The sequence below is a fragment of the Micromonospora sp. CPCC 205558 genome (assembly GCF_036902955.1).
Taxonomy (GTDB): Bacteria; Actinomycetota; Actinomycetes; order Mycobacteriales; family Micromonosporaceae; genus Micromonospora.
Map to the genome: position 1 here is coordinate 292,906 of NZ_JBAKHR010000006.1, position 21,973 is coordinate 314,878.

A 21,973-nucleotide genomic window follows, 5' to 3' on the forward strand; every position below is an offset into this window, starting at 1 on the left:
GGACGCTAGGCCCTCGGTGAGTGAGTTACAAGCTTCTTCTAGGACTTCCAAAAATCCGCGATCACGATCTTGCCGCGAAGGTCCTGCAGGGTCAGATTCTGCCCGCCGGTGTTGAGCCACTGCCGGCCCCGCAGTTCTGGAGCCCGTACACGCGCTGTCGATCCCATGCCTGTCAGCCTGCCACGCCTCGTGGGCCCAGCCACCGTGACCCGGACGACAAGGCGGTCGAGGGGCTTTCAGTCCGCGCCGTCGGCGAGGTGCGGCCGGTGCTCACGCACCCAGGCCTCTACGTCTTCGATGCGCCAGACCGCGCCCATACCGAGTACGTCGTACGGTTCGGGGAAGTCGGGCCGTGCCATGATCTCCGCCGCGCGCTGTCGGCTCACCCCGAGACGACGGGCGATCTCGCCCCGTCCGTAGAGGTGCCTTGGCATGGGCGCAGGTTAGCCACGGCACTCCCTGCCAAACCGCAACCCGTCAAACAGCAACCTGCACCTTGACAAGGGGCACCGTGCGGCGTGAGCATGGCGGTCATGCAGCCCTCGGAGCCGCCCGCGATCCCAGCCTTGCCCGACGCCTCTCCACAGCCAGGCCGAGCGGCCCGGTGAGCGACCACCGGCCGCAGCGCCCGGCGTGGGACTGTGCGGTATGCGGGCAGCCCTACCCATGTCCCGACGCGCGGGCCACCCTTGCCCATGGCGATCCTTGGGCAACGGCGACCTACCTCGCGAGTCAGTTCGTGATCGCCGTGAACGACCTTCCGTCGGTGCCGGTGATCGATCTGTACGCGCGGTTCCTGCTGTCGGTGCCCCTGCCTTCGGGGCGAGGTGGCAGCGTACGTCCGGCTGCCCGCCGAGATCGCAGCCGACAGAACGACCCGTAATGCATCGACACGCCTCGCCGGCCCTGCTCGGGTACGACAACGGCGGAGCCACGGTTACCCGTGACCCCGCCGTCGGTCGAGCTACTTCGTGGCCGGCTTCAGGCAGAGCACCCGGTTGGCGCCGTCACCCGGCAGCACCACGTGCGGCTGCGTCGGGTCGGTGCACTTCTCCTTGGCGTCCACCTTCGAGACGATCGTGAAGGCGCCCGCCTCGCCGCAGTCCGCCGCCGAGGCGCCGCCCTGCCCGGACTGCTTCACGCAGGTGCCGACCGCCGGGTCGAAGGCCGGCGTTTCCTTCCCGCCGACCTTGCCGAGCAGCAGCAGCAGGCCGAGCGGCACCGCCAGGATGAGCACCGCGGCGATCAGCACCGCGGCCAGCACCCGGCCGTTGCGCACCTTCGGCGTCGGTGCCTCCGTCTTCGGCTCCTCGGCGTCCGGCTTGAACGCGTCGAACCGGCCCTGGTCCGTCGGGCTGACTTCCTGGCCCCAGGACGGCGCGGGCTGCGGAGGTGGCGGGAATGACGGCGGGAAGCCGCCGCCCGGCACCTGTTCGGTCGCCGGCCCACCGAAGCCAGGCCCGCCGGAACCGGGGCCACCGAAGTTCGGCGCACCGAAGGTCGCCGTCCCGTTCACGGTGCTGGCGCCGGCGGCAGGCGAAACGGGGCCGCCGAACTGGTCCGCTGGCGGCTCGGCATCGGCGTGCGGTCGAACGCCGTTCACCGGCCTGCTGTTGCCCGGGGCGTCGACGAAGGACGGCACACCGGGCGGGAACGCCGGCGGCACCGACGGGGCCTCGTTGAACGCGTTCGGTGCGGGCTGCCGGTCGTCGAAGCGCGGCTCGGCCGGGGCCTCGCCGCCCCAACCGGAGCCGACCTGCCGCTGCGCGTCGTTCTGCCAGTCGGGCGCGACCTGTCGCTGCCCCTCGTTCTGCCAGTCGGGCATGGCCTGCTGCGGCGCGTCGTTCTGCCACTCCGGGGTGCCCTGGCGGTCGGCGCCCGGGTTGCCCTGGAACGCCTCCGGCTCCGGCTCGGCCTCCGGCTCCGGTCGAGCCGGGCGGCCGTACACCCGGGGTTGCGGTGCGGCCGTGCCGGTCGGTCGGATCGCCTGGTCGGTCGGGGGCATCACCCGGCTGGCCAGCGGCACTGAAGCGCTCGCCGTGGCCCGGGCCGCCGCGCCGGCTGCCGACTCGGCGTCCGACCCCGGTACGACCGCACGGCCCGTGCCGGACTCCGGCGAGGTACGCGGTGCGGGCACCACAGCAGCGCTCCCGGAGACGTCCTCGGGGCGGCCACCGTACTGCGCGGCCGGCTCCGGGGTCTCCCGCTCGGCGTAGGCGGGCTGCTCGGGGATCGGAGCGAACTGGCCCTGGGGCGCGTAGTCGGCCGGCGGGGCGGCAGCCAGGCTGGCACCTGGCACGCGCTGCTCCTGCGGAGGTAGCGGCACCGCGTTCGCCGGCGAGATGCCCGGTGCGGGCGCGGGCTGGTAGGCCGGTGCCTCGTCGCTCCGGTCCGCCTCCCAGCCGCCACGGGACTGGGCGGAAGCTTCGGCCTCCGCGCGGCCCCACACCTCACCAGGCGCCCACGGCTCGACCTCCGCCACGCCGCCGGAGTTGCCCTGGGCGGCATTGTCCGGGCTGGGGGCCCAGTTGGGTGCGCCGCCGCTGGTGGGCACGCTGGCGCTGGCACGGGCGGGAAGGTTGCTGGGCTCCGCGGAGGCCCATGCTGCCTGCTCCGGCCGGTCGGTCTGCTGCTCCGGTTGGGGGAGCACCCAGTCGGGCTGCTGCGGTCGGCTCTCGGCGCCACCCCAGGCGGCCGGCTGCGCGGGCTGGTCCTGCCGCGCGTCGCTGCCGTCGTTCCACCCTGCGGGTTGCGCCTGCTGCTGCGCGGCCCACCCGCCGGAGTTGGCCGGGTCGTCCTGCGCGGGCCAGGTCGTCGTCGGGGCCGGGACCTGGGCAGCGCCACGGGCGGCGGTCGGCTGGGCGGCCTGACCCCAACCGGGGGCGGGCTGCTCGGTTGCTTCGGCGGGCTGGCCCCAGGCTGGTGGCGACTGCTCGGCCGGCGTCCACACCGGCTGGTCGTTCCGGGCGCCGCCGCCAGCGGGCCAGCCGCCGTTGCCGGCGGCCTGGTCCTGCTGAGCGCCGCCGGACCAGCCGGCGGCCTGCGGCGAGTCGGCTTGCGCAGACTCGGCCCCACGCCAGTCGGCGGCGGGCGGGTTGGCCTGCGGCGTGCCGCCCCAAGCGGCGGCCGGGTCCTCCTGGGTGGGCCAGGCGGCGGTGGCCGGGGGAACCTGCGCGGCGCCCCGCGCGGCCGGCTGGACCTGCACCCAGTCCGGCTGCTCAGCGGGGGCGTTCGGGGTCCAGGTCGGCGCGGGCGAGCTCGGCTCGGCGGGCGTCCAGCCCTGCTGCTGCGCTGCCCAGGGGTCGGGCTGCGTCGGAGCCGGGGCGCCATCGTTGCCGGGCCATGTGCCGGGCTGCTGCTGCGGCGGCTCGCTCGCGCCACCGCCCGCGGCCCAGGCGGGCTGCGCCGGGTCGTTGGGCTGTGGAGCAGCACCCCAGGCGGGGGCCGGTGGCTGCTCGGGCTGGGTCGCCCATGCCGGCGCCGGCGGGTTGGGCCGCGTCGGGGGCGGGGGTGCCCAGCCCAGGTCGGGGCCGGCGGCGTTCTGGCCGTTCTCCGGCTGCGCCGGGCGGTCGCCGTACGGCGCCGGTCCGCCGGCGCCCGGTGACACCTCGTCCGGCTCTTGGCCGGGGCGGTGCGGGCCCTCGGACGTCATGGGTGCGCCTCCTCCATCACATGTCGGCTCGCCGGTGCCGATCGGTCTCCTCGGCGTGGCTGCCGGCGTCACCGGCGTACCGCTGTGCCGGCTCCCCGCACGGTATCGGGTGGTGGCACGACACGTCCAAGGAGCACTGGCCGTCACTCACCGTGACCGGTTGGTGTCGAGCAGCTTCTGTCGGCTCGGCCTCTGCCGGGTCGGCGGGCGGCGACCGAAGCCCACCGTACCGGGCGCTGCGGCAGGGCGGAATCCCGGTGGTGGGTGGCGGGTGAACGCCGATGGCCCACCCGGCGGGCCGGGTGGGCCATCGATCTGGAGGAGGTGAGGAGTGTCTGGGAGCGTCAGCTCACGTGACGCTGGGCGATGACGAGGATCTCCTCGCGGACCGCCGGCGTGTTCGCCGAGCGCAGCGCGTGCTCGATGGCACGGGCGCGGCGGGAAGCGTCGCGGTGGTTGCGGATTCGCTCGATCATGCTCATTGGTGGGTCCCCCTAGCTATTCGGTTGTCAGCCCCTGATGCATCTATTCAACCGCACAAGCCGGCAAACTTCCATCGATTATTAGGTGAGCTGAGACACCTGCCTAACAATCAAAGGTCAACAGGTCTTCTGGCTGACGGTTCCGTCGCCCAACGGACACGGCCGGTGTGCCGGGCGTTAACCCGTGGCACACCGGCCGTGGCTGGCGTTTCGAACGATCAGGTCCAGGCGAGCAGCGCCGCCTCCGGATCCGTGAGGAAGTCGCCGACGTCCCGCAGGAACTTCGAGCCCAGCTCACCGTCGATGATCCGGTGATCGAAGCTCAGCCCCAACGTGGTGACCTGGCGAACCTTGACCTTGCCCTTGTGCACCCAGGGCATCTCCCGCACCGCGCCGAAGGCCAGGATCGCGGACTCACCCGGCGGCAGGATCGGTGTGCCGGTGTCCACCCCGAACACGCCGACGTTGGTGATGGTCAGGGTGCCACCGGACATGGCCGCCGGGGAGGTGCGGCCCGACTTCGCCGTCTGCACCAGGTCGGTCAGCGCGTCCGCCAGCTCACGCAGCGAGAGTCGGCCGGCGTCCTTGACGTTCGGCACGATCAGACCGCGCTCGGTGGCTGCCGCGATGCCGAGGTTGACGTACTCCTTGACCACGATCTCGTCGCCCGCCCAGGTCGAGTTGACCATCGGGTGCCGTTGCACGGCCAGCAGCACCGCCTTCGCCACCAGCAGCAGCGGCGAGACCCGTACGTCGCGCCACTCCCGCCGGCCGCGCAGCCGATCCAGGGCCTTCATCGCCCGGGTCACGTCGACGGTCAGGAACTCCGTCACGTGCGGGGCGGTGAACGCCGAGCGGGACATGTTCTCGGCGGTGAGCTTGCGGACCCCCTTGACCGGGATGCGCTGCTCCCGGTCCGCGCCGAAGCTGGGCGCGGTGGTCGCCGCGATCGGCTCGGCAACCACCGTGGCCGCACCGCTCGCCGCCCGCTGCACGTCCTCCCGGGTGATCGAGCCAAGTGGCCCCGACCCGGTCAACGTGCCGAGGTCCACCCCGAGATCCTTGGCGAGCTTGCGGACCGGTGGCTTGGCCAGCACCAGACCGCCCGTCACGGCAGCGCCCTGCGCGTTACGGCCAGGAGCGACCGGAGCCGGGGCGGGGGTAGGTGCCGGGGCGGGGGTAGGTGCGACCGGAGCCGGCGTCGCGACGGCCTGCGCCGGCACGCCGCCCTTGCGCGGGCGGCGCTTGGCGGCTGTCGTACGCGGGCCGTAGCCGACCAGCACCGCCGTCCGCCCACCCGGGGCCGCACCGCCGATCAGGCCGGGCTCCACCATGCCCTCGGCGGGTGCCACCTCCACCGCCGCCAGCGAGGCCGCCGACGGGGTGGGCAGGTCGCCGCTGGGCGTGGCCGTGGTCGACGGCGTCTCCAACGGACCGGCCCCCGGGTCGGTGTCGATCGCGATGATCGGCGTACCGACCTCGACCGTAGTGCCCTCCGGGTGGTGGATCGCCTGCACCTGCCCGGCCCACTTCGCCGGGATCTCCACGGCCGCCTTCGCCGTTTCCACCTCGACGATCGGCTGGTTCAGCTCGATGGTGTCGCCGACCTTGACCAGCCAGGCCAGGATCTCGCCCTCGGTCAGCCCCTCGCCCAGGTCGGGCAGGTTGAACGTCTTGATCCGGGACATGCCGCTCACCAGCCGAAGGTGCGGTCGACGGCGTCGAGCACCCGATCGAGGTCGGGCAGGTACTCCTCCTCCACCCGGGCGGCCGGGTAGGGGGTGTCGAAGCCGGTCACCCGCAGCACGGGCGACTCCAGGGAGTAGAAGCACTCCTCGGTGATCCGGGCGGCCAACTCGGCGCCGAGGCCGATGTTGGACGGCGCCTCGTGCACCACCACCGCGCGGCCGGTGCGCTTCACCGACTCGTACGCGGCGGTCAGGTCCAGCGGCGAGAGCGAGCGCAGGTCGATGACCTCCAACTCCCGGCCGTCCTCGGCGGCGGCGGTCGCCGCGTCCAGGCAGGTGCGCACCATCGGGCCGTAGGCCAGCACGGTGACGTCGGTGCCGGGCCGCACGACCCGGGCCGAGTGCAGGGGGTACGCGTCGGACAGCGGCGCGTCCAGGTCGACCTGGCCCTTCTCCCAGTAGCGCCGCTTGGGCTCCAGGAAGACGATCGGGTCGTCCGAGGCGATGGCCTGCTGGATCATCACGTACGCGTCCTGCGGGTTGGAGCAGGTCACCACCTTCAGGCCGGCGGTGTGCGCGAAGTACGCCTCCGGCGACTCGGAGTGGTGCTCGACCGCGCCGATGCCGCCGCCGAACGGGATCCGGATCACCATGGGGATGCTGAGCTTGCCGCCCGAGCGGTAGTGCATCTTCGCCACCTGCGACACGATCTGGTCGTACGCGGGGTAGACGAAGCCGTCGAACTGGATCTCGCAGACCGGTCGGTAGCCGCGGATTGCCAGACCAACAGCGGTGCCGATGATGCCGGACTCGGCCAACGGGGTGTCGATCACCCGCTGGTCGCCGAAGTCCTTCTGGAGACCGTCGGTGATCCGGAAGACGCCGCCGAGCTTGCCGACGTCCTCGCCCATGATGATGACCTTGGGGTCGTTCTCCAGGGCGCGGCGCAGACCGGTGTTGAGGGCCTTGCCGATGGTGAGCGTCTCCGTGGCCATCAGTGGGCGCTCCCCTCGAACGACTCCATGTAGCGGCTGAACTGCGCCCGCTGCTCGTCGAGCAGCGGGGACCCGTTGGGGTAGACGTGGTCGAACATCGTCACCGGCTCTGGGTCCGGCATCTCGAGCACCCGCTCGCGCAGGTGCACCGACTCGCGGCGGGCCTGTTCCTCGACCTCGGCGAAGAAGTCCGCGTCGGCGATCTGCTGCTTCTCCAGGAAGGCCTTGACCCGGGCGATCGGGTCCTTGGCCTGCCACGCCTCGACCTCGCTGGCGATCCGGTAGCGGGTCGGGTCGTCGGAGGTGGTGTGCGCACCCATCCGGTAGGTGTACGCCTCGATGAGGCTCGGGCCCTGTCCGAGGCGGGCGTTGTCCAGCGCGGTGCGGGTGACCGCGTACGTGGCGAGCACGTCGTTGCCGTCCACCCGTACGCCGGGGAAGCCGAAGCCGGCGGCCCGCTGGTAGAGCGGGACGCGGGTCTGCCGCTCCAGCGGCTCGGAGATCGCGTACTGGTTGTTCTGGCAGAAGAAGACCAGCGGCGCGTTGAACACGCTGGCCCAGACGAACGCCTCGTTCACGTCGCCCTGGCTGGTGGCGCCGTCGCCGAAGTAGGCGATAGCCGCTTCGCCGTCGTCGGTGCCGGTCTTGCCGTCGATGGTGATGCCCATCGCGTAGCCGGTGGCGTGCAGGGTCTGCGCGCCGATGACGATCGTGTACATGTTGAACTTGAACTCGTTCGGGTCCCAGCCGCCCTGGTCGACACCGCGGAACAGGCCGAGCGGCATGATCGGGTCGATGCCCCGGCAGTAGAGGACGCCGTGCTCCCGGTAGGTCGGGAAGGCCATGTCCTGGGTACGCAGCGCTCGGCCGGAGCCGACCTGGGCGGCTTCCTGGCCGAGCAGGCTGGCCCAGAGGCCCAGCTCGCCCTGACGCTGGAGAGCTGTCGCCTCGGCGTCCAGCTTCCGGACCAGCACCAGGTCGCGGTAGAGACCGCGGTATTCCTCGTCGGTGAAGTCGACGCGGTACTCGGTGCCGTCCGGCCCGGTGGCGCTGTCGATCCGCTCGCCTTCGGGGGTGAGTAGCTGCACCAGCGCGGGGTCGCCGGCCGCGCCCTTCCTGGAGCGGGGTGCGGCCCGCCTGCTGCGGGTGGTGCCCCCGGGGTCGCCCTTTGCCATCGGTCTCTCCCTGTCGTGACTGCGTCGGCACCGGGGGGTCACCCGGCCGCGCAACTCGTGCGCCTGCCCGGCTGCTGCCGGACCGGTTCCTGGCGGCCGCGCCTAGCCCCGGTGGGGGTTGCCGCACGGCGTGAACCGGGTTCTGGCCGAACCCGGATCGGGAGCGCCGGCGCCGGGCCGCGCCTGCCGCGAGGGTGCGCGGAGGTCACGGCTGCGTTGCCGTCGTGCTCCATATTCGCAGAGCAGGTGAGAGCGCCCACAGTACGCCTGCCCCCGTATTCCGACCGCCCATGCTTTGACGCCGTTTGTCGTCATCATGCCGGCCCGCGTTTCCTATGCCTTCCGACGGGATTCGTCACCGTTCGGCCAGCACCGCGTGTCGACACGCGGTGGAGGTTGGCTGACGCAGGGTGACTACGCCAGGCTGATTCCCGCAGGATCACGCCTATCGGGTTATTTGTCGGGTTTTTGCCCCCGGCGGCGTCCATCCCTGTCATTCGACGGCCGACGACAAGGGGTGCGCGGTGTACGAGCCAGGTGACGGTCCCGGCACACCAGCACTTGGTCGGCACCGGTCGGCCGGCGGCTATCGCCGGGTGGTCGGCGTTCACCGGGCCCCCGGCGCCGCTGGCCCCACCCGTGGTTACCTGCTCACCGTCGCGCTACTGGCCGGCACCGCGTCGATGCCCATTCTCGCCGCGATCAGCGCGGGCTCGGCCACCCAGGGCAGCACCGCCCTGCCGGACAGCAGCACCCCGTTCATCCCGACCCCCTCCGTCGGGCCGGTGGTGATCCCGCTGCCGATGGCCAGCCAACCGCCGCCTCCGCCGCTCGGCACACCCAGCGTCGACCCGAGCAGCGGCTGGCTGACCGCCGGTCCGCGACGTCCACTGCACGGGCCCGCCGCAGCCGATCCCGGGCCGGCCCTGCGGACGACCGCTCCGCCGGTGGCACCGAAACCCACGCGGAGCACCTCGCCGCCCGTACCCCCGCCCGTCGCTCCGCCGCCGACCGGCTCCGACCCGACCGATCCGCCGGACCCGGACCCGGACCCGACCGACCCGACCGACCCGACCGACCCGACCGACCCGACCGACCCGGATCCGACCGGCTCGGCCGACCCCGATTCGACCTCGACCCCGACGGCGGACCCGACGCCCACACCGGACCCGACGCTGGGTACGACACCCACGCCGAGCGACGACGCGACCGCCACCGCCGTGCCGACCGGCACCCGGTCCGTCCCGGCCCCGACACCCACGCCGAGCGACGACGCGACCGCCACCGCCGTGCCGACCGGCACCCGGTCCGTCCCGGCCCCGACACCCACGCCGCCCGCGGCACCGACCCGCAGGCCCAGCCCGGCGAACCCGTCGCCGTCGACCGTCGCCTCGACGCCCAGCGTCAGCCCGGCTCCGCTGGCCGGACCGCCGCACCTCCTGCTGTCGCCGACGGTACGGTGACGATCAGACGCGGCCCGCCCGGCTTCGGTGGTGTTCGGCGGTAGGCGCGTACCAGAGGGGGTGTCGTGGGCGGCGGTGCGGAACTCCGCCCGGTCACCACCCGGCCCGGCCCGGGGCTGCGGATCGCCCGGTTGGTCACCGAAGTGACCGCACCGGCGGTGCTCGTGTCGCTGCTGATCCTGACGGTGAGCTGGCAGAGCGCACACCGCCCCGGTCAGGGTCTCGTCTGGGGTCTGCTCGCCACTCTCTTCGTCACCGGCATTCCGTTCGCCTACATCGTCGGCGGGGTACGCCGTGGCCGGCTCACCGACCACCACGTCGGCCGGCGGGAGCAGCGCCGGGCGCCGCTGCTCGTCGGCCTCGGTTCGGTCGCGGTAGGTCTCGTCCTGCTCGCCGTGTTCGGCGCGCCCCGCCCGGTCCTGGCACTGGCGCTGTCCGGGCTGGTCGGCCTCGTCGTCGCCGTGTCGGTCAGCCACTGGTGGAAGATGTCGATCCACTCGGCGGTGGCCGCCGGCACGCTGGTCATCCTGATGTTGACCTTCGGGACACGGCTGGTCGTCGCCGCACCGCTGCTGGCGGTGGTCGGCTGGTCCCGGGTACGGCTGAGGGACCACACGGTGGCGCAGGTGCTGGCCGGAGGGGCGCTCGGCGCCCTGATCGCCGCGGTGGTCTTCGGCCCGCTGCGCTGACCCGAGGGCGGGCGGCGCGGAGCCACCCACCCTCGGACGCGGTCAGGCGCCGTCGTCGGCGAGGCGGTGCCGGTTCGCCTCGATCCACGCGTCCAACGCGGCCGGGTCGTCCGGGTCCACCCCGTCGGCCATCAACTGCGCCACAGCGGCGGTGGCCGCGCTGCGCCGCTCACCGGTCGAGTAGAGGCGGGCGAACTCCGGCACCATCTCCTCGATCGCCTCGTCGGTGCGCGTCGTCGCCGCCTCGGGCAGCCCGCGCTGGCGCGACGCGTACCGCGCCCAGGCCCGCAGCACCCGGGGCAGCATCGCCGCGTCGTCCATGTCCAGCACGGCCCGGCGGTGCACCCAGTCCAGCAGGAAGAGCCCGGACACCGCAGGGCTCCAACGCATCGGATCGGCGTCCGGAAAGCTCGCCGAATGGTCCAGCAGCAGGCTCAGGCAGAAGTGCAGCGAGGCCAACTCGGGGCCGTCGACGGCGTCCAGCCCGAAGCGGACCGCCTCCGGCGCGGCGAGGAACCGCCGGACCAGGTCGGTCCGCTCGGCCGCGGAGAGCGGCTCGACCTCCGCCGGACCGGTCGGGTCGGCCGCGGTGGGCAGCATCGCCAGCCGGGCCCCGACCAACGCCCGGTCGGTGGCGAGAGATCCCTCGCCGGGCAACTCGCCCAGGTCGTCGGTGACCGCCAGATGCCGGGCCACCTCGCCCCGGAGCCGGGCTGGATCTTCGGAACGGAACCAGGTCAACTCGTCGTCGGCGCACATCTGCCGGACCTGGTCCAGGATCCGTTCGGCCGGCCCGCCCACGAAGATGTCCTTGGTGATCCCGATGTTGTGGTCCACCAGGGCCACCAACGCGTGCTCCGAGCCGCCGGACTCGTCGTCGTAGGCGAAGGTCGCCAGGTAGGAGGTCTGATCGCCGTACACGTCGCCGTACGCCCAACTGCCGGTGAGGTGCACCCTGCCGAGCTGGGCCGTCCAGCTGGGCGCCTGGCTGCCCGGACGGACCCGCTCGGTGCCCTCGGCGGTCGGGACGAGCGTGGCGAAGACCTGCCGGATGGTGGTCGCCGCCGCGACCCTGCGGCGGGTGGTGGCGGCGAGGAAGCCGGTGACGAACTCCCGTACGGCGGCGTCGCGGTCGGTCTCCGCGATCGCGTAGACACTGCCCAGCAGGGCGCTGCCCAGCATCTCGGCGTCCAGGGCGGACTCCAGCTTGGTCACGTCGCGTGCGGCGTGCAGCACCGCGTCGTAGGGGGTCTGAGGCGTGGCCATGCTCCGACCCTACGCCGCTGTGGGCGTACCGAGAGCGGTAGCGGGCCGTGCGGAGCGTCAGCGGCGCGCGGCGTCCCGCAGCGCGTCGCGTGCCTGCGCGTACGAGCCGAGCACGATCCGGACCGGGGTCAGCACGTACTCGTCGCCCACCTGGGCCACCCGCGCCGTCAGCCGCTGTTCGGCGCGGGCCCCGGCGCGTCGGGCCGCCCAGCGCACCACCGGGCGGGTCACCGCCGCCACCAGCAGCCCGGCCAGCAGGCCACCGAGCAGCAGCACTGTCGGCAGCGGCACCTCACCGACCAACGGATTGTCCAGCGCGGGCAGGCCGAGCGCCCGCAGCGCGTAGCCGAGCACCAGCCAGCCCAGCCCGACCACGGCGGCGAGGGTGACCAACCACTGCACACCGCCGACGATCCGCCACCACACCGGTCGACGGTCGAGGCCGAGGTCGGTGCCGGCAACCGTGCGGTCCAGGGCATCCGGCAGGTCGCCGATGCGGGAGCGGGCGGCGGAGGTCACCGCGCCGGGCCAGGCGGCGGGCAGGTCGCCGGCGGCCCGGTCGGCCACCGCGCGGATGGCGAGGCCGAGCGCCGAGCGTTGGGCGGCTGTCGGGTCCGGTACCGAGGTGGCTGCGACCAGGCTCTCCGCTGGGTCGGTCCGGTCGCCGATCGGGCCGGGCAGGTGCAGCCGGCGCAGCGGGTCGGGTCGTAACCGCCGCCAGCCCCGGACCACGGGCCAGCCGGTGGCCGCGCCAGCCCGGTGCCGGTACGCCCGCTCCACGGCCTCGGTCACCGCGGGCACGCCGGCCGCCCCGGCCAACGCCCGGTTCAGCCCGTTGACGGCGGCGTCGTCCGGCCCACCCGCCGGCCGGGCCGAACCGACCAGTTCGTCCAGGCCGCCGACGACCGTGTCGACGTCACCCGCGAGCCGGCGCAGCGCGGCCTGCCGTTCGGCCACCGTGTGCTCCAGGGCGTTTCGCAGCCCGACCATCCCGGCCGGATCGACTGCCGTGGTGGCCAGCAGGGGCACACCGGTCAGCCCGTCCGTGTCGAGCAGCCGACGCAGGTCGTCCAGGACCCGGGGCACCTCGGCCGGGGGCAGCCGGTCGGCCTGGTTGAGCACGACCACTGTGACGTCGCGGTGCCGGTGGAACTCGCGCAGGTAGCTGTCGTGGATGACCCGGTCGGCGTACTTCTGCGGGTCGACCACCCAGACCACCTGGTCGACGAGGCCGAGGAGTCGGTCCACCTCAAGTCGGTGAGATCGCTGCACCGAGTCGAAGTCGGGCAGGTCGAGCAGGATCAGCCCGTGCAGGGCCGTCTCGTCGTCCGCGTCCAGGGCGCTCTCCCGGACGAAGCGGTGCCGGGGCAGTACGCCGATCCAGTCGAGCAGATGGTTGGCGCCCTCCAACGGCCCCCACACGCAGGCGTGGGTGACGCCGGTGGTGGGCCGGCGGACCCCGACCGGCGAGAGTTCCAGCCGGGCCAACGCGTTGAAGAGGCTGGACTTGCCGCTGCCGGTGGCACCGGCCAGGGCGACCACGGTGTGGTCCCGGGACAGCGTGAGCCGGGTGCCGGCCCGCTCGACCAGGGTGTGCGCGGGCACCAGGTCGGCGTCCGGGAGTAGACCGTCCACGACGGTCAGGAACCGGCGTACCGCCTCCAGCCGGGCGATCAGCGCGTCGGCGTCGACCCGCTGGTCGCCGCGGAACACCTCGCGTACCCGCCCGGCGATGTTGCTCACCCGGAACCCTCCTCGTCGCCGGCCGACAGCCCGCTGCGATGCCGGGCCAGCTCGACCCGGCCGGCGGCCCGCCGCAGCCCGTCGCCGGCGTCCGCGGCGGGGCGGGCGTCGGCGGTGCGGCTCAAGAAGCGCTCGGCCTCCGCGTCGAGCAGCGTCCGCACCCGGTCCAGCAGGTCGGTGCGGGCCTTGGCAGCGAGGGTACGCACCGCCTGGTCCCCGAAGATCGCCTGGAGGACGGCCTGCGCGGCGACAGTGGTGCCGGCCCCGGTGGCCACCTCCAGCCCGGTCGGGATGAACGCGGTGGAAGCGAAGACGGCGATCATCACGGCCAGCCCGGTGGCGTTCACCGCGTACGCGGCGGTGCGGGCCACGAACCGCTTGTCACCGCCCTCAACCCGGACCAGTTCCAGCACTCCGCGCTGCCAGTCCCGGACCATGCGCTCGGCGCGCTCGGGTAGGTCGTCGCTCGGGTGGGCGAGCGCCGGGTCGAGCAGCCCGGCGCCGGCCGGGTGAGCCTTCCACCCGGTGTACGCGGACTCGGCGGCCTCGGAGGCCACCCCACGCAGCAGCGTCACCAGCTGGGACTCGATGGCGTTGCGCAGCTCGACGGCGGGTGCCGGTCGACCGGTGACGGCGGCCACCACCCGGTCCCGTAGGTGGCCGATCCGTGCCTCCAGCGTGCGGAACAGCTCGCCGGTGCCGACGAACTCCTGCCAGCGGGCGAGCACCTCACCGCGGAGCAGCCGGCCGTCCTGAAGCCCTTGCTCGACGGTGCGTTCGGCGCCCCGGTACGCGGCCCGGACCCGTTCGTCCAGCCCGTCGGCGGCGGCGAGCTGCTCGTCGGCGGCGTCGGCCAGATTTTCCACGGTGGGGTGGAGCGCGGCCAGCGCCCCGTCGAGGGTCTGGCGGACCACCGCCGCCCGCGCGTCGACATCGGCGGCCAGCCGGGCGAACCAGTCGGCCAGCGGCGCGGTGACTCCCTCGGGCAGCAGCCCCTGACCGTCGACCCAGGTCTCGGGCAACACGAACAGTGGCGCCCGGTCGAGGCCCTGCTCGGCGAGCATCTCGGTCAGGTGTGCGGCGATCTCGTCGGTGGCCTCGGCGGGCACCCGGTCCAGCACCATGGCGATCACCGCGCCGCGCGCCCGGGCGCTGCGCAGCAGCTCCCAGGGCACCGCGTCGGCGTACCGGGCGGCGGTGGTGACGAAGAGCCACAGGTCGGCGGCGGCCAGCAGTTGGCTGGCGAGTGCCCGGTTCGCGTCGACGACCGAGTCGATGTCGGGCGCGTCGAGGAAGGCCAGCCCGGCGGGGAGCGCCGGGGCGGTGACGAGGTGCAGGGCACGCGGATCGTCGCTCGGCTCGGTGGTGCGGGTCAGCCCGGGCAGGAGGTCGCCCTGCCGGAACCAGGCCGCGTCGGACGGGTTGCAGACCAGCACCGGGGAGCGGGTGGTCGGCCGGAGCACGCCGGCGGCGCTGACCCGGGCCTTGACCAGACTGTTGACCAGGGTCGACTTGCCCGCGCCGGTGGAGCCGCCAACCACGACGAGCAGTGGGGCGTCGAGCCGCGCAAGCCGGGGCAGCAGGTAGTCGTCGAGTTGGTCGGAGAGGGCGGTCGCGGTGTGCCGGGCCGAGCTGGCAGAGGGCAGCGCGAGGGGATACCGGGTCGCGCCGATCGCCTCCCGGAGGCCCGACAGCGCGCCGGGGAGGCTGTCGTCCCCGGTGGTGGCGGGCGGCTCCTCCGCGGCGACCGGCGGGGCGGTGCGGGCTGCGACGGCGGGCGCGCCGGAACGGGTGGCGGGATCGCCGTGCGTCGTCACCGCTAAAGCGTGCCCGACCGATGCAAGGGAAGACAACCGGACGGTAATAACGGCTGGGTTGCGTCGGGTTGACTCAACCCAACTTGACGATTGGCCAACGCGTGGCACTATTGAGTCAAGTTCACTCAACTTGTGGTGGGGCCCGCAGCGGGCGGTGCTCGCCAGCAGCCCACGGGCGACGCCCGTCACCTGCACAACCTTACGAAGCGAGGAAGCGAAGATGGCACGTGCGGTCGGTATCGACCTCGGCACGACGAACTCCTGCGTCAGCGTTCTCGAGGGCGGTGAACCCACCGTCATCGCCAACGCTGAGGGGTCGCGGACGACTCCGTCGATCGTCGCGTTCGCCCGCAACGGCGAGGTGCTCGTCGGTGAGGTCGCCAAGCGCCAGGCGGTGACCAACCCGGACCGGACGATCCGGTCGGTCAAGCGCGAGGTCGGCACGAACTGGTCCGTCGACATCGACGGCAAGAAGTACACCCCGCAGGAGATCTCGGCCCGGACGCTGATGAAGCTCAAGCGGGACGCCGAGGCGTACCTGGGCGAGCAGATCACCGACGCGGTGATCACCGTTCCGGCCTACTTCAACGACAGCCAGCGCCAGGCCACCAAGGAGGCCGGTGAGATCGCCGGCTTCAACGTGCTGCGGATCGTCAACGAGCCGACCGCGGCCGCCCTGGCGTACGGGCTGGACAAGGGCTCCAAGGAGCAGACCGTCCTGGTCTTCGACCTCGGCGGCGGCACCTTCGACGTGTCGCTGCTGGAGCTGGCCGAGGGCGTCGTCGAGGTCAAGTCGACCAGCGGTGACAACCAGCTCGGTGGCGACGACTGGGACCAGCGGATCATCGACCACCTGGTCAAGACGTTCCGTGGTGAGCACGGCATCGACCTGTCGCAGGACAAGATGGCCCTCCAGCGCCTCCGTGAGGCCGCCGAGAAGGCCAAGATCGAGCTGTCCGCCGCCACCACCACCAACATCAACCTGCCGTACATCACCGCTGGCGCGGCCGGCCCGCTGCACCTCGACGTGACGCTCAGCCGCGCCGAGTTCCAGCGGATGACGCAGGACCTGCTGGACCGGTGCAAGGGCCCGTTCGAGCAGGCCGTGAAGGACGCCGGGATCAAGATCTCCGACGTCGAGCACGTCATCCTGGTCGGCGGTTCGACCCGGATGCCCGCCGTGACCGACCTGGTCAAGCAGCTCACTGGTCGCGACCCCAACAAGGGCGTCAACCCGGACGAGGTCGTCGCCGTCGGCGCCGCCCTCCAGGCCGGTGTGCTCAAGGGTGAGGTCAAGGACGTCCTGCTGCTCGACGTGACCCCGCTGAGCCTGGGCATCGAGACCAAGGGCGGCATCTTCACCAAGCTGATCGAGCGCAACACCACCATCCCGACCAAGCGCTCCGAGGTCTTCACCACGGCTGACGACAACCAGCCGTCGGTGCTGATCCAGGTCTTCCAGGGTGAGCGTGAGATCGCGGCCTACAACAAGAAGCTCGGCACGTTCGAGCTGACCGGCCTGCCGCCGGCGCCGCGTGGCGTGCCGCAGATCGAGGTCGCCTTCGACATCGACGCCAACGGCATCGTCAACGTGCACGCCAAGGACCTGGGCACCGGCAAGGAACAGAAGATGACGATCACCGGCGGCTCCTCGCTGCCAAAGGACGACATCGAGCGGATGCGCCGGGACGCCGAGGAGCACGCGGAGGAGGACAAGCGTCGCCGCGACGACGCCGAGACCCGCAACGTGGCCGAGGCGCTCCAGTGGCAGACCGAGAAGTTCCTCGCCGAGAGCGGCGACAAGCTGCCCAGTGAGAACCGCGAGCAGCTCAACGAGGCCCTCGGCGAGCTGCGTGGCGCCCTCGGTGGTCAGGACATCGAGAAGATCAAGTCGGCGCACGAGAAGCTGGCGCAGGTCTCCCAGCAGGCCGGCTCGCTGCTCTACTCGTCTCAGGCCGAGCAGGGTCAGCAGCCGGGTGGCGAGCCCGGCCCGGGGGCGGCCGGCGCGACCGGTGCGGCCGGTGCACAGGCCGGCGGCGCCGACGACGTGGTCGACGCGGAAATCGTGGACGAGGACGGCAAGAAGTGACCGTCGGCCTCCGACACGTGTCCACCGCGAAGGGGATGAGGTAGCCGCATGACGCAGAAGCCACGAGCCGCCGACCCGGGCGACACCGGGTCGACGCCGGGTGGCTCCGCGCCCACGGAGCCGACCACCGGCGACGGGGAGCGGGTCGTCATCCGCAACAACCGCAAGCTCGTCGACACCGCCGAGCCGGAGGGGACCGCCGCCGACGCGGAGACCGGGGTGCCCGCCGAGGGTCTGGTCGAGGACGCCGAGGTCGTGGTCGACGAGATCGAGGTCGAGGTCAACTCCACCGACGGGCCGGAACCGTCCGGCCCGGCGGTGGTGGACGCCCCGGCGCAGCCGGTGGACGGCGGCGGCACGGGCACCTCGCTCGGCGCCGAGCTGGAGGCGCTCCGGGCCGAGCTCGACGAGCGGACCAGGGACCTTCAGCGGGTGTCGGCGGAGTACGCCAACTACCGCAAGCGGGTCGACCGTGACCGCAGCCTCGTGCAGGAGCAGGCGACCGGTTCGGTGCTCGCCGCGCTGCTGCCGATCCTGGATGACCTGGACCGGGCCCGGGAACATGGCGACCTGGTCGGGCCGTTCGGCACGGTGGCGGAACAGCTCACCACCGCGCTGGGCAAGTTCGGCCTGAACGCCTTCGGCGAGCAGGGCGACCCGTTCGACCCGACCCGGCACGAGGCGGTCGCGCACCAGACCTCGGCCGACGTCAGCGAGCCGACCTGCGTGCAGGTCATGCGGCGCGGCTACCAGCTCGGTGAGCGGCTGCTGCGCCCCGCGCTGGTCGCGGTTGCGGATCCGGAATAGTGCAAGACAGTGACCGGGCCAGCAGGGTCGGAAGGAGGTGGACCGGTGAGTTCGAAGGACTGGATCGAGAAGGACTTCTACGCCGTGCTCGGCGTGGACAAGGCCGCCTCCGCGGATGACATCAAGAAGGCGTACCGCAAGGTGGCCCGGGAGTCGCACCCGGACCACAACCCGGGCGACCCGAAGGCCGAGGAACGGTTCAAGGCCGCGTCCGAGGCGTACAACGTGCTGTCGGACAGCGGCCGCCGCCGCGAGTACGACGAGATGCGCTCGCTCTTCGGCTCGGGCGCGTTCCGGCGCAACGCCCGAGGTGGGGGGCAGCCGGGTGGCATGCCGTTCGACGTCTCCGACATGTTCGGCGGCGGAGCCGGCGATCGCCGCTTCGGGGGCGGCGGGTTCCAGGACCTGTTCAGCTCGATCTTCACCGGAGGTCAGGCCGGTGGGCAGGCCGCGCCGCGCGGTCCGGCCCGTGGCCGGGACGTGGAGACCGAGGTGGCGCTGGACTTCGGCGACGCGGTGCGCGGGGTGACGCTGCCCCTGACGCTGCGCGCGCCGGGGGTCTGTGACACCTGCCATGGCAACGGGGCCAAGCCCGGCACCCAGCCGCAGACCTGTCCGGTCTGTCATGGTGCCGGCGTGACCACCCGCAACCAGGGGTCGTTCAGCTTCTCCGAGCCGTGCCGCAACTGCCAGGGCGTCGGCACCGTGGTCGAGGAGAAGTGCCCGGAGTGCCACGGCAGCGGCGGTGTCACCAAGACCCGCACCATGAACGTGCGCTTCCCGGCCGGTGTGGCCGACGGTCAGCGCATCCGGCTGGCCGGGCGCGGCGAGCCGGGCGAGCGCGGTGGCCCGGCCGGTGACCTCTTCGTGCACGTCAAGGTTCGGCCGGACGAACTGTTCGGGCGTACCGGAGACGACCTGACGTTGACCGTGCCGGTCACCTTCGCGGAGGCCGTGCTCGGCACGGATCTGCGGGTGCCCACGCTCGACGGTGCGGTGACCCTGCGGGTTCCGCCGGGGACGCCGAGCGGACGGGTGCTGCGGGCCCGGGGCAAGGGTGTGGTCCGCCGCGACGGGCAGGCCGGTGATCTGCTGGTCACCCTGGACGTGGTGGTGCCGGCCCGGGTGTCGGATGAGGCGCGTACGGCGCTGGAGTCGTTCGCCGAGCAGACCCCGCCGGCGGCTAGGGAACATCTCGACGCACGGGTGCGTCGAGTCAGTTAGTCCGGTGGAGTGGACGCGGAGGTGAGCGGGATGTCGGGCGAGTTCCTCGGTTCGGGTGACCCTGCCTACGAGGCCAAGGTGCTGATGATCTCGGTGGCGGCGCGGATGGCGGGGATGCACCCACAGACGCTGCGCCAGTACGACCGACTGGGGCTGGTGCAGCCCGGCCGGGCTGCTGGCGGCGGGCGTCGCTACAGCGTCCGGGACGTGGTGCTGCTGCGCGAGGTGCAGCGGCTCAGCCAGGACGACGGGATCAACCTGGCCGGCGTCAAGCGGATCATTGGGCTGGAGCGGCTGCTGGAGCAGGCGCAGCAGCGGGTGGCCCGGCTGGAGGCGGAACTGGACGCCGCGTACCGCCGGGTGGCCGAGCTGGAGTCGCTGGCCCGCTTCCCGGGCCGGGATCTGGTGCCGACCAACCGCACGTCCACCGCTCTGGTGGTGTGGCGCCCCCGCCGCACGCCCGATCGCTGACCTGCCACTCACCCGGAGCTGTCTTCTCGGCCCGGACCGCGCTGGATTCCCCGGCGCGGTCCGGGCCGCTTCGGTTAGCCTGTCGATAAGGGTTAAATCGGCTTAATTCGGACCTACCGGCATGGCGAGGGGGAGCGATGGCGGAGCCGGCGAAGAAGGTGGCCCAGCAGACGGAGGACCGGTTGGAGAACCTGGCCGAGACCGTCCGCGAAAAGTTCGACAAGGTGACCGAGGGGACCTACCGGGACCGGATCATCGCGGGCCGGTTCGCCGAAGACGGCGAGCACGGTGGCGAACGGGGCCGAGCCGGGGCGGAACGCGAGCAGGACTGACCGGTGACCGACGTGCGGGCCGGGACTCACGGGGGGTCCCGGCTCGTTCGCCTCGGCGGGCGTCCGGGCCCGTCCGCCTCGTGCGGGCCGGGACGCGGGGGTGCCGCGGCGGGTCCGGCAATGGGCTCGCAGGTCCTTTGGAGCTGAGTCGTCTACGACATCACTCGGTGGCTCTGCCCCGACCGCCCCCGGTGAGCGGAGCGACCCGCACGCGTCGGGCCTGAATCGTTTACGACATCAGCTCCATAGGGCCGCAGTCGCACTTAGCCCTCGCCGACGATCAGCGAATCCGACGTTCAGCCGAGGCGGCGGTTTTCGCGGACCAGGCCGCCCTCGCACCAGTCCCGGTAGACGAAGAGATCCGGTCGGGCCAACAGCACCCGGCCGTTGTGCGCCCAGATCTTCATCAGCTCGTCGCCGTCCCGCTCGGCCTGTTCGACGAGCTTGCGGAAGCGGCGCTTGGGGTGGGCGCGGAAGTTCGTCCGGATGCCGTCGGCCGCGTAGATGTACAGGCAGTGCAGCGCGAAGCGCCGGGCCGGGCAACTCGGATCCATCGCTAACTCGAAGAGCGTCAACACCAGTCGGTCGCCGGAGACCAGCAGGTCCCAGTCGGGTGGCATCGAGGCCAACGGCACCGAATCAGGCTTGTATGCCCAAGCTCGCAACTCCGCCGGAGTCGGATCGACGGGGTTGGCGAAGCCGTGGAACGTCGACTCCTGCACGCTCACCGGCCAACCTTCCGCTCTCGCCCGCGTTTGGCAACGCTGCCTGCGGACCCTGGCTGCTGGGGCGAAACGGTAACCCGCCCAAGCTTTGCTGCGGTAGCCCCCGGGAGGAGCAATTCAGCAACCATTGGGCGGGTCCGACCGTCAGTCGTGAATCGGGATCGACGCCGGCCGCTGGGCCGCCGCGCGGGTGCGCAGCCACCGCTTGAACCACGGGAAGTCCGGCAGCCGGGCCACAATCGGTCCGGTCACCACGGTGATCAGGACGTACGTCGCGGCCAGCGCCGCCAACCGTGGCTCGACGCTACCGGCGGCCACCGCGAGCCCGGCGATGACGATGGAGAACTCACCTCGGGGTACGAGTGCCAGGCCGGTCCGCCATCGACCGGGTTCCGCGATGCCGACCCGACGGGCGGCGAGGTAACCGGTGAGCGTCTTCGTCGCCATGGTGACCACGGCCAGGGCGAGTGCCGGCAGCAGCACCGGCGGAATGTCCTGCGGGTCGGTGGTCAGGCCGAAGAAGACGAAGAACACCGCCGCGAACAGGTCCCGCAGGGGCGAGAGCAGCTCGGTGGCGTGGTGCGCCACCGGGCCGGAGAGGGCGATGCCGACCAGGAACGCGCCGACCGCCGCCGACACCTGGAGCGACGCGGCGATGCCCGCGATCAGCAACGTCAGACCGAGTACGCCGAGAAGCAGCGCCTCCGGGTCCTTCGCCGACAGGGCGGAGGAGATGAGGTGGCCGTACCGGATGGCGAGGACCAGCACGAGCAGCACCGTGCCCACCGCGACGGTGAGCGCGATCCCGCCGCCGAGCAGGCCGGTGCCGGCCAGGACAGCGGTGACGAGCGGCAGGTAGAGCGCCATCGCCAGGTCCTCGATCACCAGGACCGAGAGGATCACCGGGGTTTCCCGGTTACCGAGCCGGCCCAGGTCGGCGAGGACCTTGGCGATCACGCCGGAGGAGGAGACCCAGGTGATGCCGCCGAGCACCAGGGCGGCGACCCAGTCCCAGCCGAGCAGCAGGGCAAACCCCGCGCCGGGCAGCGCGTTGAGGAGGCCGTCGATCAGCCCTGCCGGCGCCGCCGAGCGCAGGTTGCCGACGAGTTCGTTGGCCGAGTACTCCAGGCCGAGCATCACCAGCAGCAGGATGACGCCGATCTCGGCGCCGACTGCGAAGAACTCCTCGCTGGCGTCCAACGGCAGCAGCCCGCCGTGCCCGAACGCCAGCCCGGCGAGCAGGTAGAGGGGGATGGGAGAGAGGCCAAAGCGCCGGCTGAGCCGGCTGAGGAGGCCAAGCAGCAGCAGCAGCGCACCGACTTCGATGAGCAGCGTGGTGAAATCGTGCATCCGCC

Annotated in this window: 19 protein-coding genes; 7 read left to right on the forward strand and 12 right to left on the reverse strand. The window is 72.5% G+C overall.

Going from position 1 to position 21,973, the window contains the following annotated elements; all coding sequences use genetic code 11:
• Positions 1-38: 38 nt before the first annotated feature.
• From V6U86_RS08735 to pdhA, 7 genes are all read right to left on the reverse strand, one after another.
• Positions 39-167, reverse strand: coding sequence for a hypothetical protein (locus V6U86_RS08735; protein WP_334500557.1), 129 nt, complete (start codon positions 165-167; stop codon positions 39-41).
• A 69-nt stretch (positions 168-236) separates the two neighbouring features.
• Entirely contained in the window at positions 237-434 is a 198-nt protein-coding gene (locus V6U86_RS08740; protein ID WP_334500559.1) for a helix-turn-helix transcriptional regulator, read from the reverse strand.
• Positions 435-964: 530 nt separating this feature from the next.
• The gene (locus V6U86_RS08745; protein ID WP_334500561.1) at positions 965-3,652 is read right to left on the reverse strand and encodes a hypothetical protein; all 2,688 of its coding nucleotides are present in this window, start codon (positions 3,650-3,652) and stop codon (positions 965-967) included.
• Between the two features lie 344 nt (positions 3,653-3,996).
• Positions 3,997-4,134, reverse strand: a complete 138-nt coding sequence (locus V6U86_RS08750; protein WP_334500562.1) for a hypothetical protein — start codon at positions 4,132-4,134, stop codon at positions 3,997-3,999.
• A 218-nt stretch (positions 4,135-4,352) separates the two neighbouring features.
• Positions 4,353-5,822 carry a dihydrolipoamide acetyltransferase family protein gene (locus V6U86_RS08755; protein ID WP_334500830.1) on the reverse strand — a complete coding sequence of 490 codons (1,470 nt, stop codon included), beginning with the start codon at positions 5,820-5,822 and terminating at the stop codon, positions 4,353-4,355.
• A gap of 5 nt (positions 5,823-5,827) precedes the next feature.
• On the reverse strand, positions 5,828-6,817 hold the full coding sequence (locus tag V6U86_RS08760; protein WP_334500564.1) for an alpha-ketoacid dehydrogenase subunit beta: 990 nt from the start codon (positions 6,815-6,817) through the stop codon (positions 5,828-5,830).
• On the reverse strand, positions 6,817-7,992 hold the full coding sequence (gene pdhA, locus V6U86_RS08765) for a pyruvate dehydrogenase (acetyl-transferring) E1 component subunit alpha (RefSeq protein WP_334500566.1): 1,176 nt from the start codon (positions 7,990-7,992) through the stop codon (positions 6,817-6,819). The genes V6U86_RS08760 and pdhA overlap by 1 nt, the downstream gene beginning before the upstream one ends.
• 524 nt (positions 7,993-8,516) lie before the next feature.
• Here pdhA and V6U86_RS08770 point away from each other — a divergent pair.
• Together V6U86_RS08770 and V6U86_RS08775 are read left to right on the forward strand one after the other, a co-directional pair.
• A complete protein-coding gene (locus tag V6U86_RS08770; RefSeq protein ID WP_334500568.1) occupies positions 8,517-9,455 on the forward strand; it encodes a hypothetical protein in 939 nt (312 codons plus the stop codon).
• Positions 9,456-9,520: 65 nt separating this feature from the next.
• Positions 9,521-10,144, forward strand: a complete 624-nt coding sequence (locus tag V6U86_RS08775; RefSeq protein WP_334500570.1) for a phosphatase PAP2 family protein — start codon at positions 9,521-9,523, stop codon at positions 10,142-10,144.
• A 42-nt stretch (positions 10,145-10,186) separates the two neighbouring features.
• On the opposite strand, the gene V6U86_RS08780 is transcribed toward V6U86_RS08775, so the two are convergent.
• From V6U86_RS08780 to V6U86_RS08790, 3 genes are read right to left on the reverse strand one after another with little or no spacing between them, the layout of a single operon-like run.
• The gene (locus tag V6U86_RS08780; RefSeq protein ID WP_334500572.1) at positions 10,187-11,410 is read right to left on the reverse strand and encodes a hypothetical protein; all 1,224 of its coding nucleotides are present in this window, start codon (positions 11,408-11,410) and stop codon (positions 10,187-10,189) included.
• 57 nt (positions 11,411-11,467) lie between these two features.
• A complete protein-coding gene (locus V6U86_RS08785) occupies positions 11,468-13,153 on the reverse strand; it encodes a GTPase (protein ID WP_334500574.1) in 1,686 nt (561 codons plus the stop codon).
• The gene (locus V6U86_RS08790) at positions 13,150-14,970 is read right to left on the reverse strand and encodes a GTPase domain-containing protein (protein ID WP_334500576.1); all 1,821 of its coding nucleotides are present in this window, start codon (positions 14,968-14,970) and stop codon (positions 13,150-13,152) included. Before V6U86_RS08790 ends, V6U86_RS08785 begins: the two co-directional genes overlap by 4 nt.
• Before the next feature lie 220 nt (positions 14,971-15,190).
• Here V6U86_RS08790 and dnaK point away from each other — a divergent pair, with 220 nt between their 5' ends.
• The 5 genes from dnaK (at position 15,191) to V6U86_RS08815 (ending at position 19,893) form a co-directional block, all read left to right on the forward strand.
• Positions 15,191-17,059, forward strand: a complete 1,869-nt coding sequence (gene dnaK, locus V6U86_RS08795) for a molecular chaperone DnaK (RefSeq protein WP_334500578.1) — start codon at positions 15,191-15,193, stop codon at positions 17,057-17,059.
• 48 nt (positions 17,060-17,107) lie between these two features.
• The gene (grpE, locus tag V6U86_RS08800) at positions 17,108-17,866 is read left to right on the forward strand and encodes a nucleotide exchange factor GrpE (protein WP_334500580.1); all 759 of its coding nucleotides are present in this window, start codon (positions 17,108-17,110) and stop codon (positions 17,864-17,866) included.
• 45 nt (positions 17,867-17,911) lie between these two features.
• The gene (gene dnaJ, locus V6U86_RS08805; RefSeq protein ID WP_334500582.1) at positions 17,912-19,090 is read left to right on the forward strand and encodes a molecular chaperone DnaJ; all 1,179 of its coding nucleotides are present in this window, start codon (positions 17,912-17,914) and stop codon (positions 19,088-19,090) included.
• Between the two features lie 30 nt (positions 19,091-19,120).
• Complete coding sequence (locus tag V6U86_RS08810) at positions 19,121-19,561, forward strand: heat shock protein transcriptional repressor HspR (protein ID WP_030332087.1); 441 nt, start codon at positions 19,121-19,123, stop codon at positions 19,559-19,561.
• A gap of 137 nt (positions 19,562-19,698) precedes the next feature.
• Positions 19,699-19,893, forward strand: coding sequence for a hypothetical protein (locus V6U86_RS08815; RefSeq protein WP_334500589.1), 195 nt, complete (start codon positions 19,699-19,701; stop codon positions 19,891-19,893).
• Positions 19,894-20,189: 296 nt separating this feature from the next.
• Here V6U86_RS08815 and V6U86_RS08820 read toward each other — a convergent pair whose 3' ends face one another.
• Positions 20,190-20,621 carry a hypothetical protein gene (locus tag V6U86_RS08820; RefSeq protein ID WP_238659013.1) on the reverse strand — a complete coding sequence of 144 codons (432 nt, stop codon included), beginning with the start codon at positions 20,619-20,621 and terminating at the stop codon, positions 20,190-20,192.
• A 141-nt stretch (positions 20,622-20,762) separates the two neighbouring features.
• Complete coding sequence (locus tag V6U86_RS08825; protein ID WP_334500594.1) at positions 20,763-21,968, reverse strand: cation:proton antiporter; 1,206 nt, start codon at positions 21,966-21,968, stop codon at positions 20,763-20,765.
• Between the last annotated feature and the right edge of the window lie 5 nt (positions 21,969-21,973).

Coding starts and splice junctions, on each gene's coding strand:
- V6U86_RS08735 (WP_334500557.1), bottom strand. CDS start 167: ATGGGATCGACAGCGCGTGTACGGGCTCCAGAACTGCGGGGCCGGCAG.
- V6U86_RS08740 (WP_334500559.1), bottom strand. CDS start 434: ATGCCAAGGCACCTCTACGGACGGGGCGAGATCGCCCGTCGTCTCGGG.
- V6U86_RS08745 (WP_334500561.1), bottom strand. CDS start 3,652: ATGACGTCCGAGGGCCCGCACCGCCCCGGCCAAGAGCCGGACGAGGTG.
- V6U86_RS08750 (WP_334500562.1), bottom strand. CDS start 4,134: ATGAGCATGATCGAGCGAATCCGCAACCACCGCGACGCTTCCCGCCGC.
- V6U86_RS08755 (WP_334500830.1), bottom strand. CDS start 5,822: ATGTCCCGGATCAAGACGTTCAACCTGCCCGACCTGGGCGAGGGGCTG.
- V6U86_RS08760 (WP_334500564.1), bottom strand. CDS start 6,817: ATGGCCACGGAGACGCTCACCATCGGCAAGGCCCTCAACACCGGTCTG.
- pdhA (WP_334500566.1), bottom strand. CDS start 7,992: ATGGCAAAGGGCGACCCCGGGGGCACCACCCGCAGCAGGCGGGCCGCA.
- V6U86_RS08780 (WP_334500572.1), bottom strand. CDS start 11,410: ATGGCCACGCCTCAGACCCCCTACGACGCGGTGCTGCACGCCGCACGC.
- dnaK (WP_334500578.1), top strand. CDS start 15,191: ATGGCACGTGCGGTCGGTATCGACCTCGGCACGACGAACTCCTGCGTC.
- grpE (WP_334500580.1), top strand. CDS start 17,108: ATGACGCAGAAGCCACGAGCCGCCGACCCGGGCGACACCGGGTCGACG.
- V6U86_RS08810 (WP_030332087.1), top strand. CDS start 19,121: ATGTCGGGCGAGTTCCTCGGTTCGGGTGACCCTGCCTACGAGGCCAAG.
- V6U86_RS08815 (WP_334500589.1), top strand. CDS start 19,699: ATGGCGGAGCCGGCGAAGAAGGTGGCCCAGCAGACGGAGGACCGGTTG.
- V6U86_RS08825 (WP_334500594.1), bottom strand. CDS start 21,968: ATGCACGATTTCACCACGCTGCTCATCGAAGTCGGTGCGCTGCTGCTG.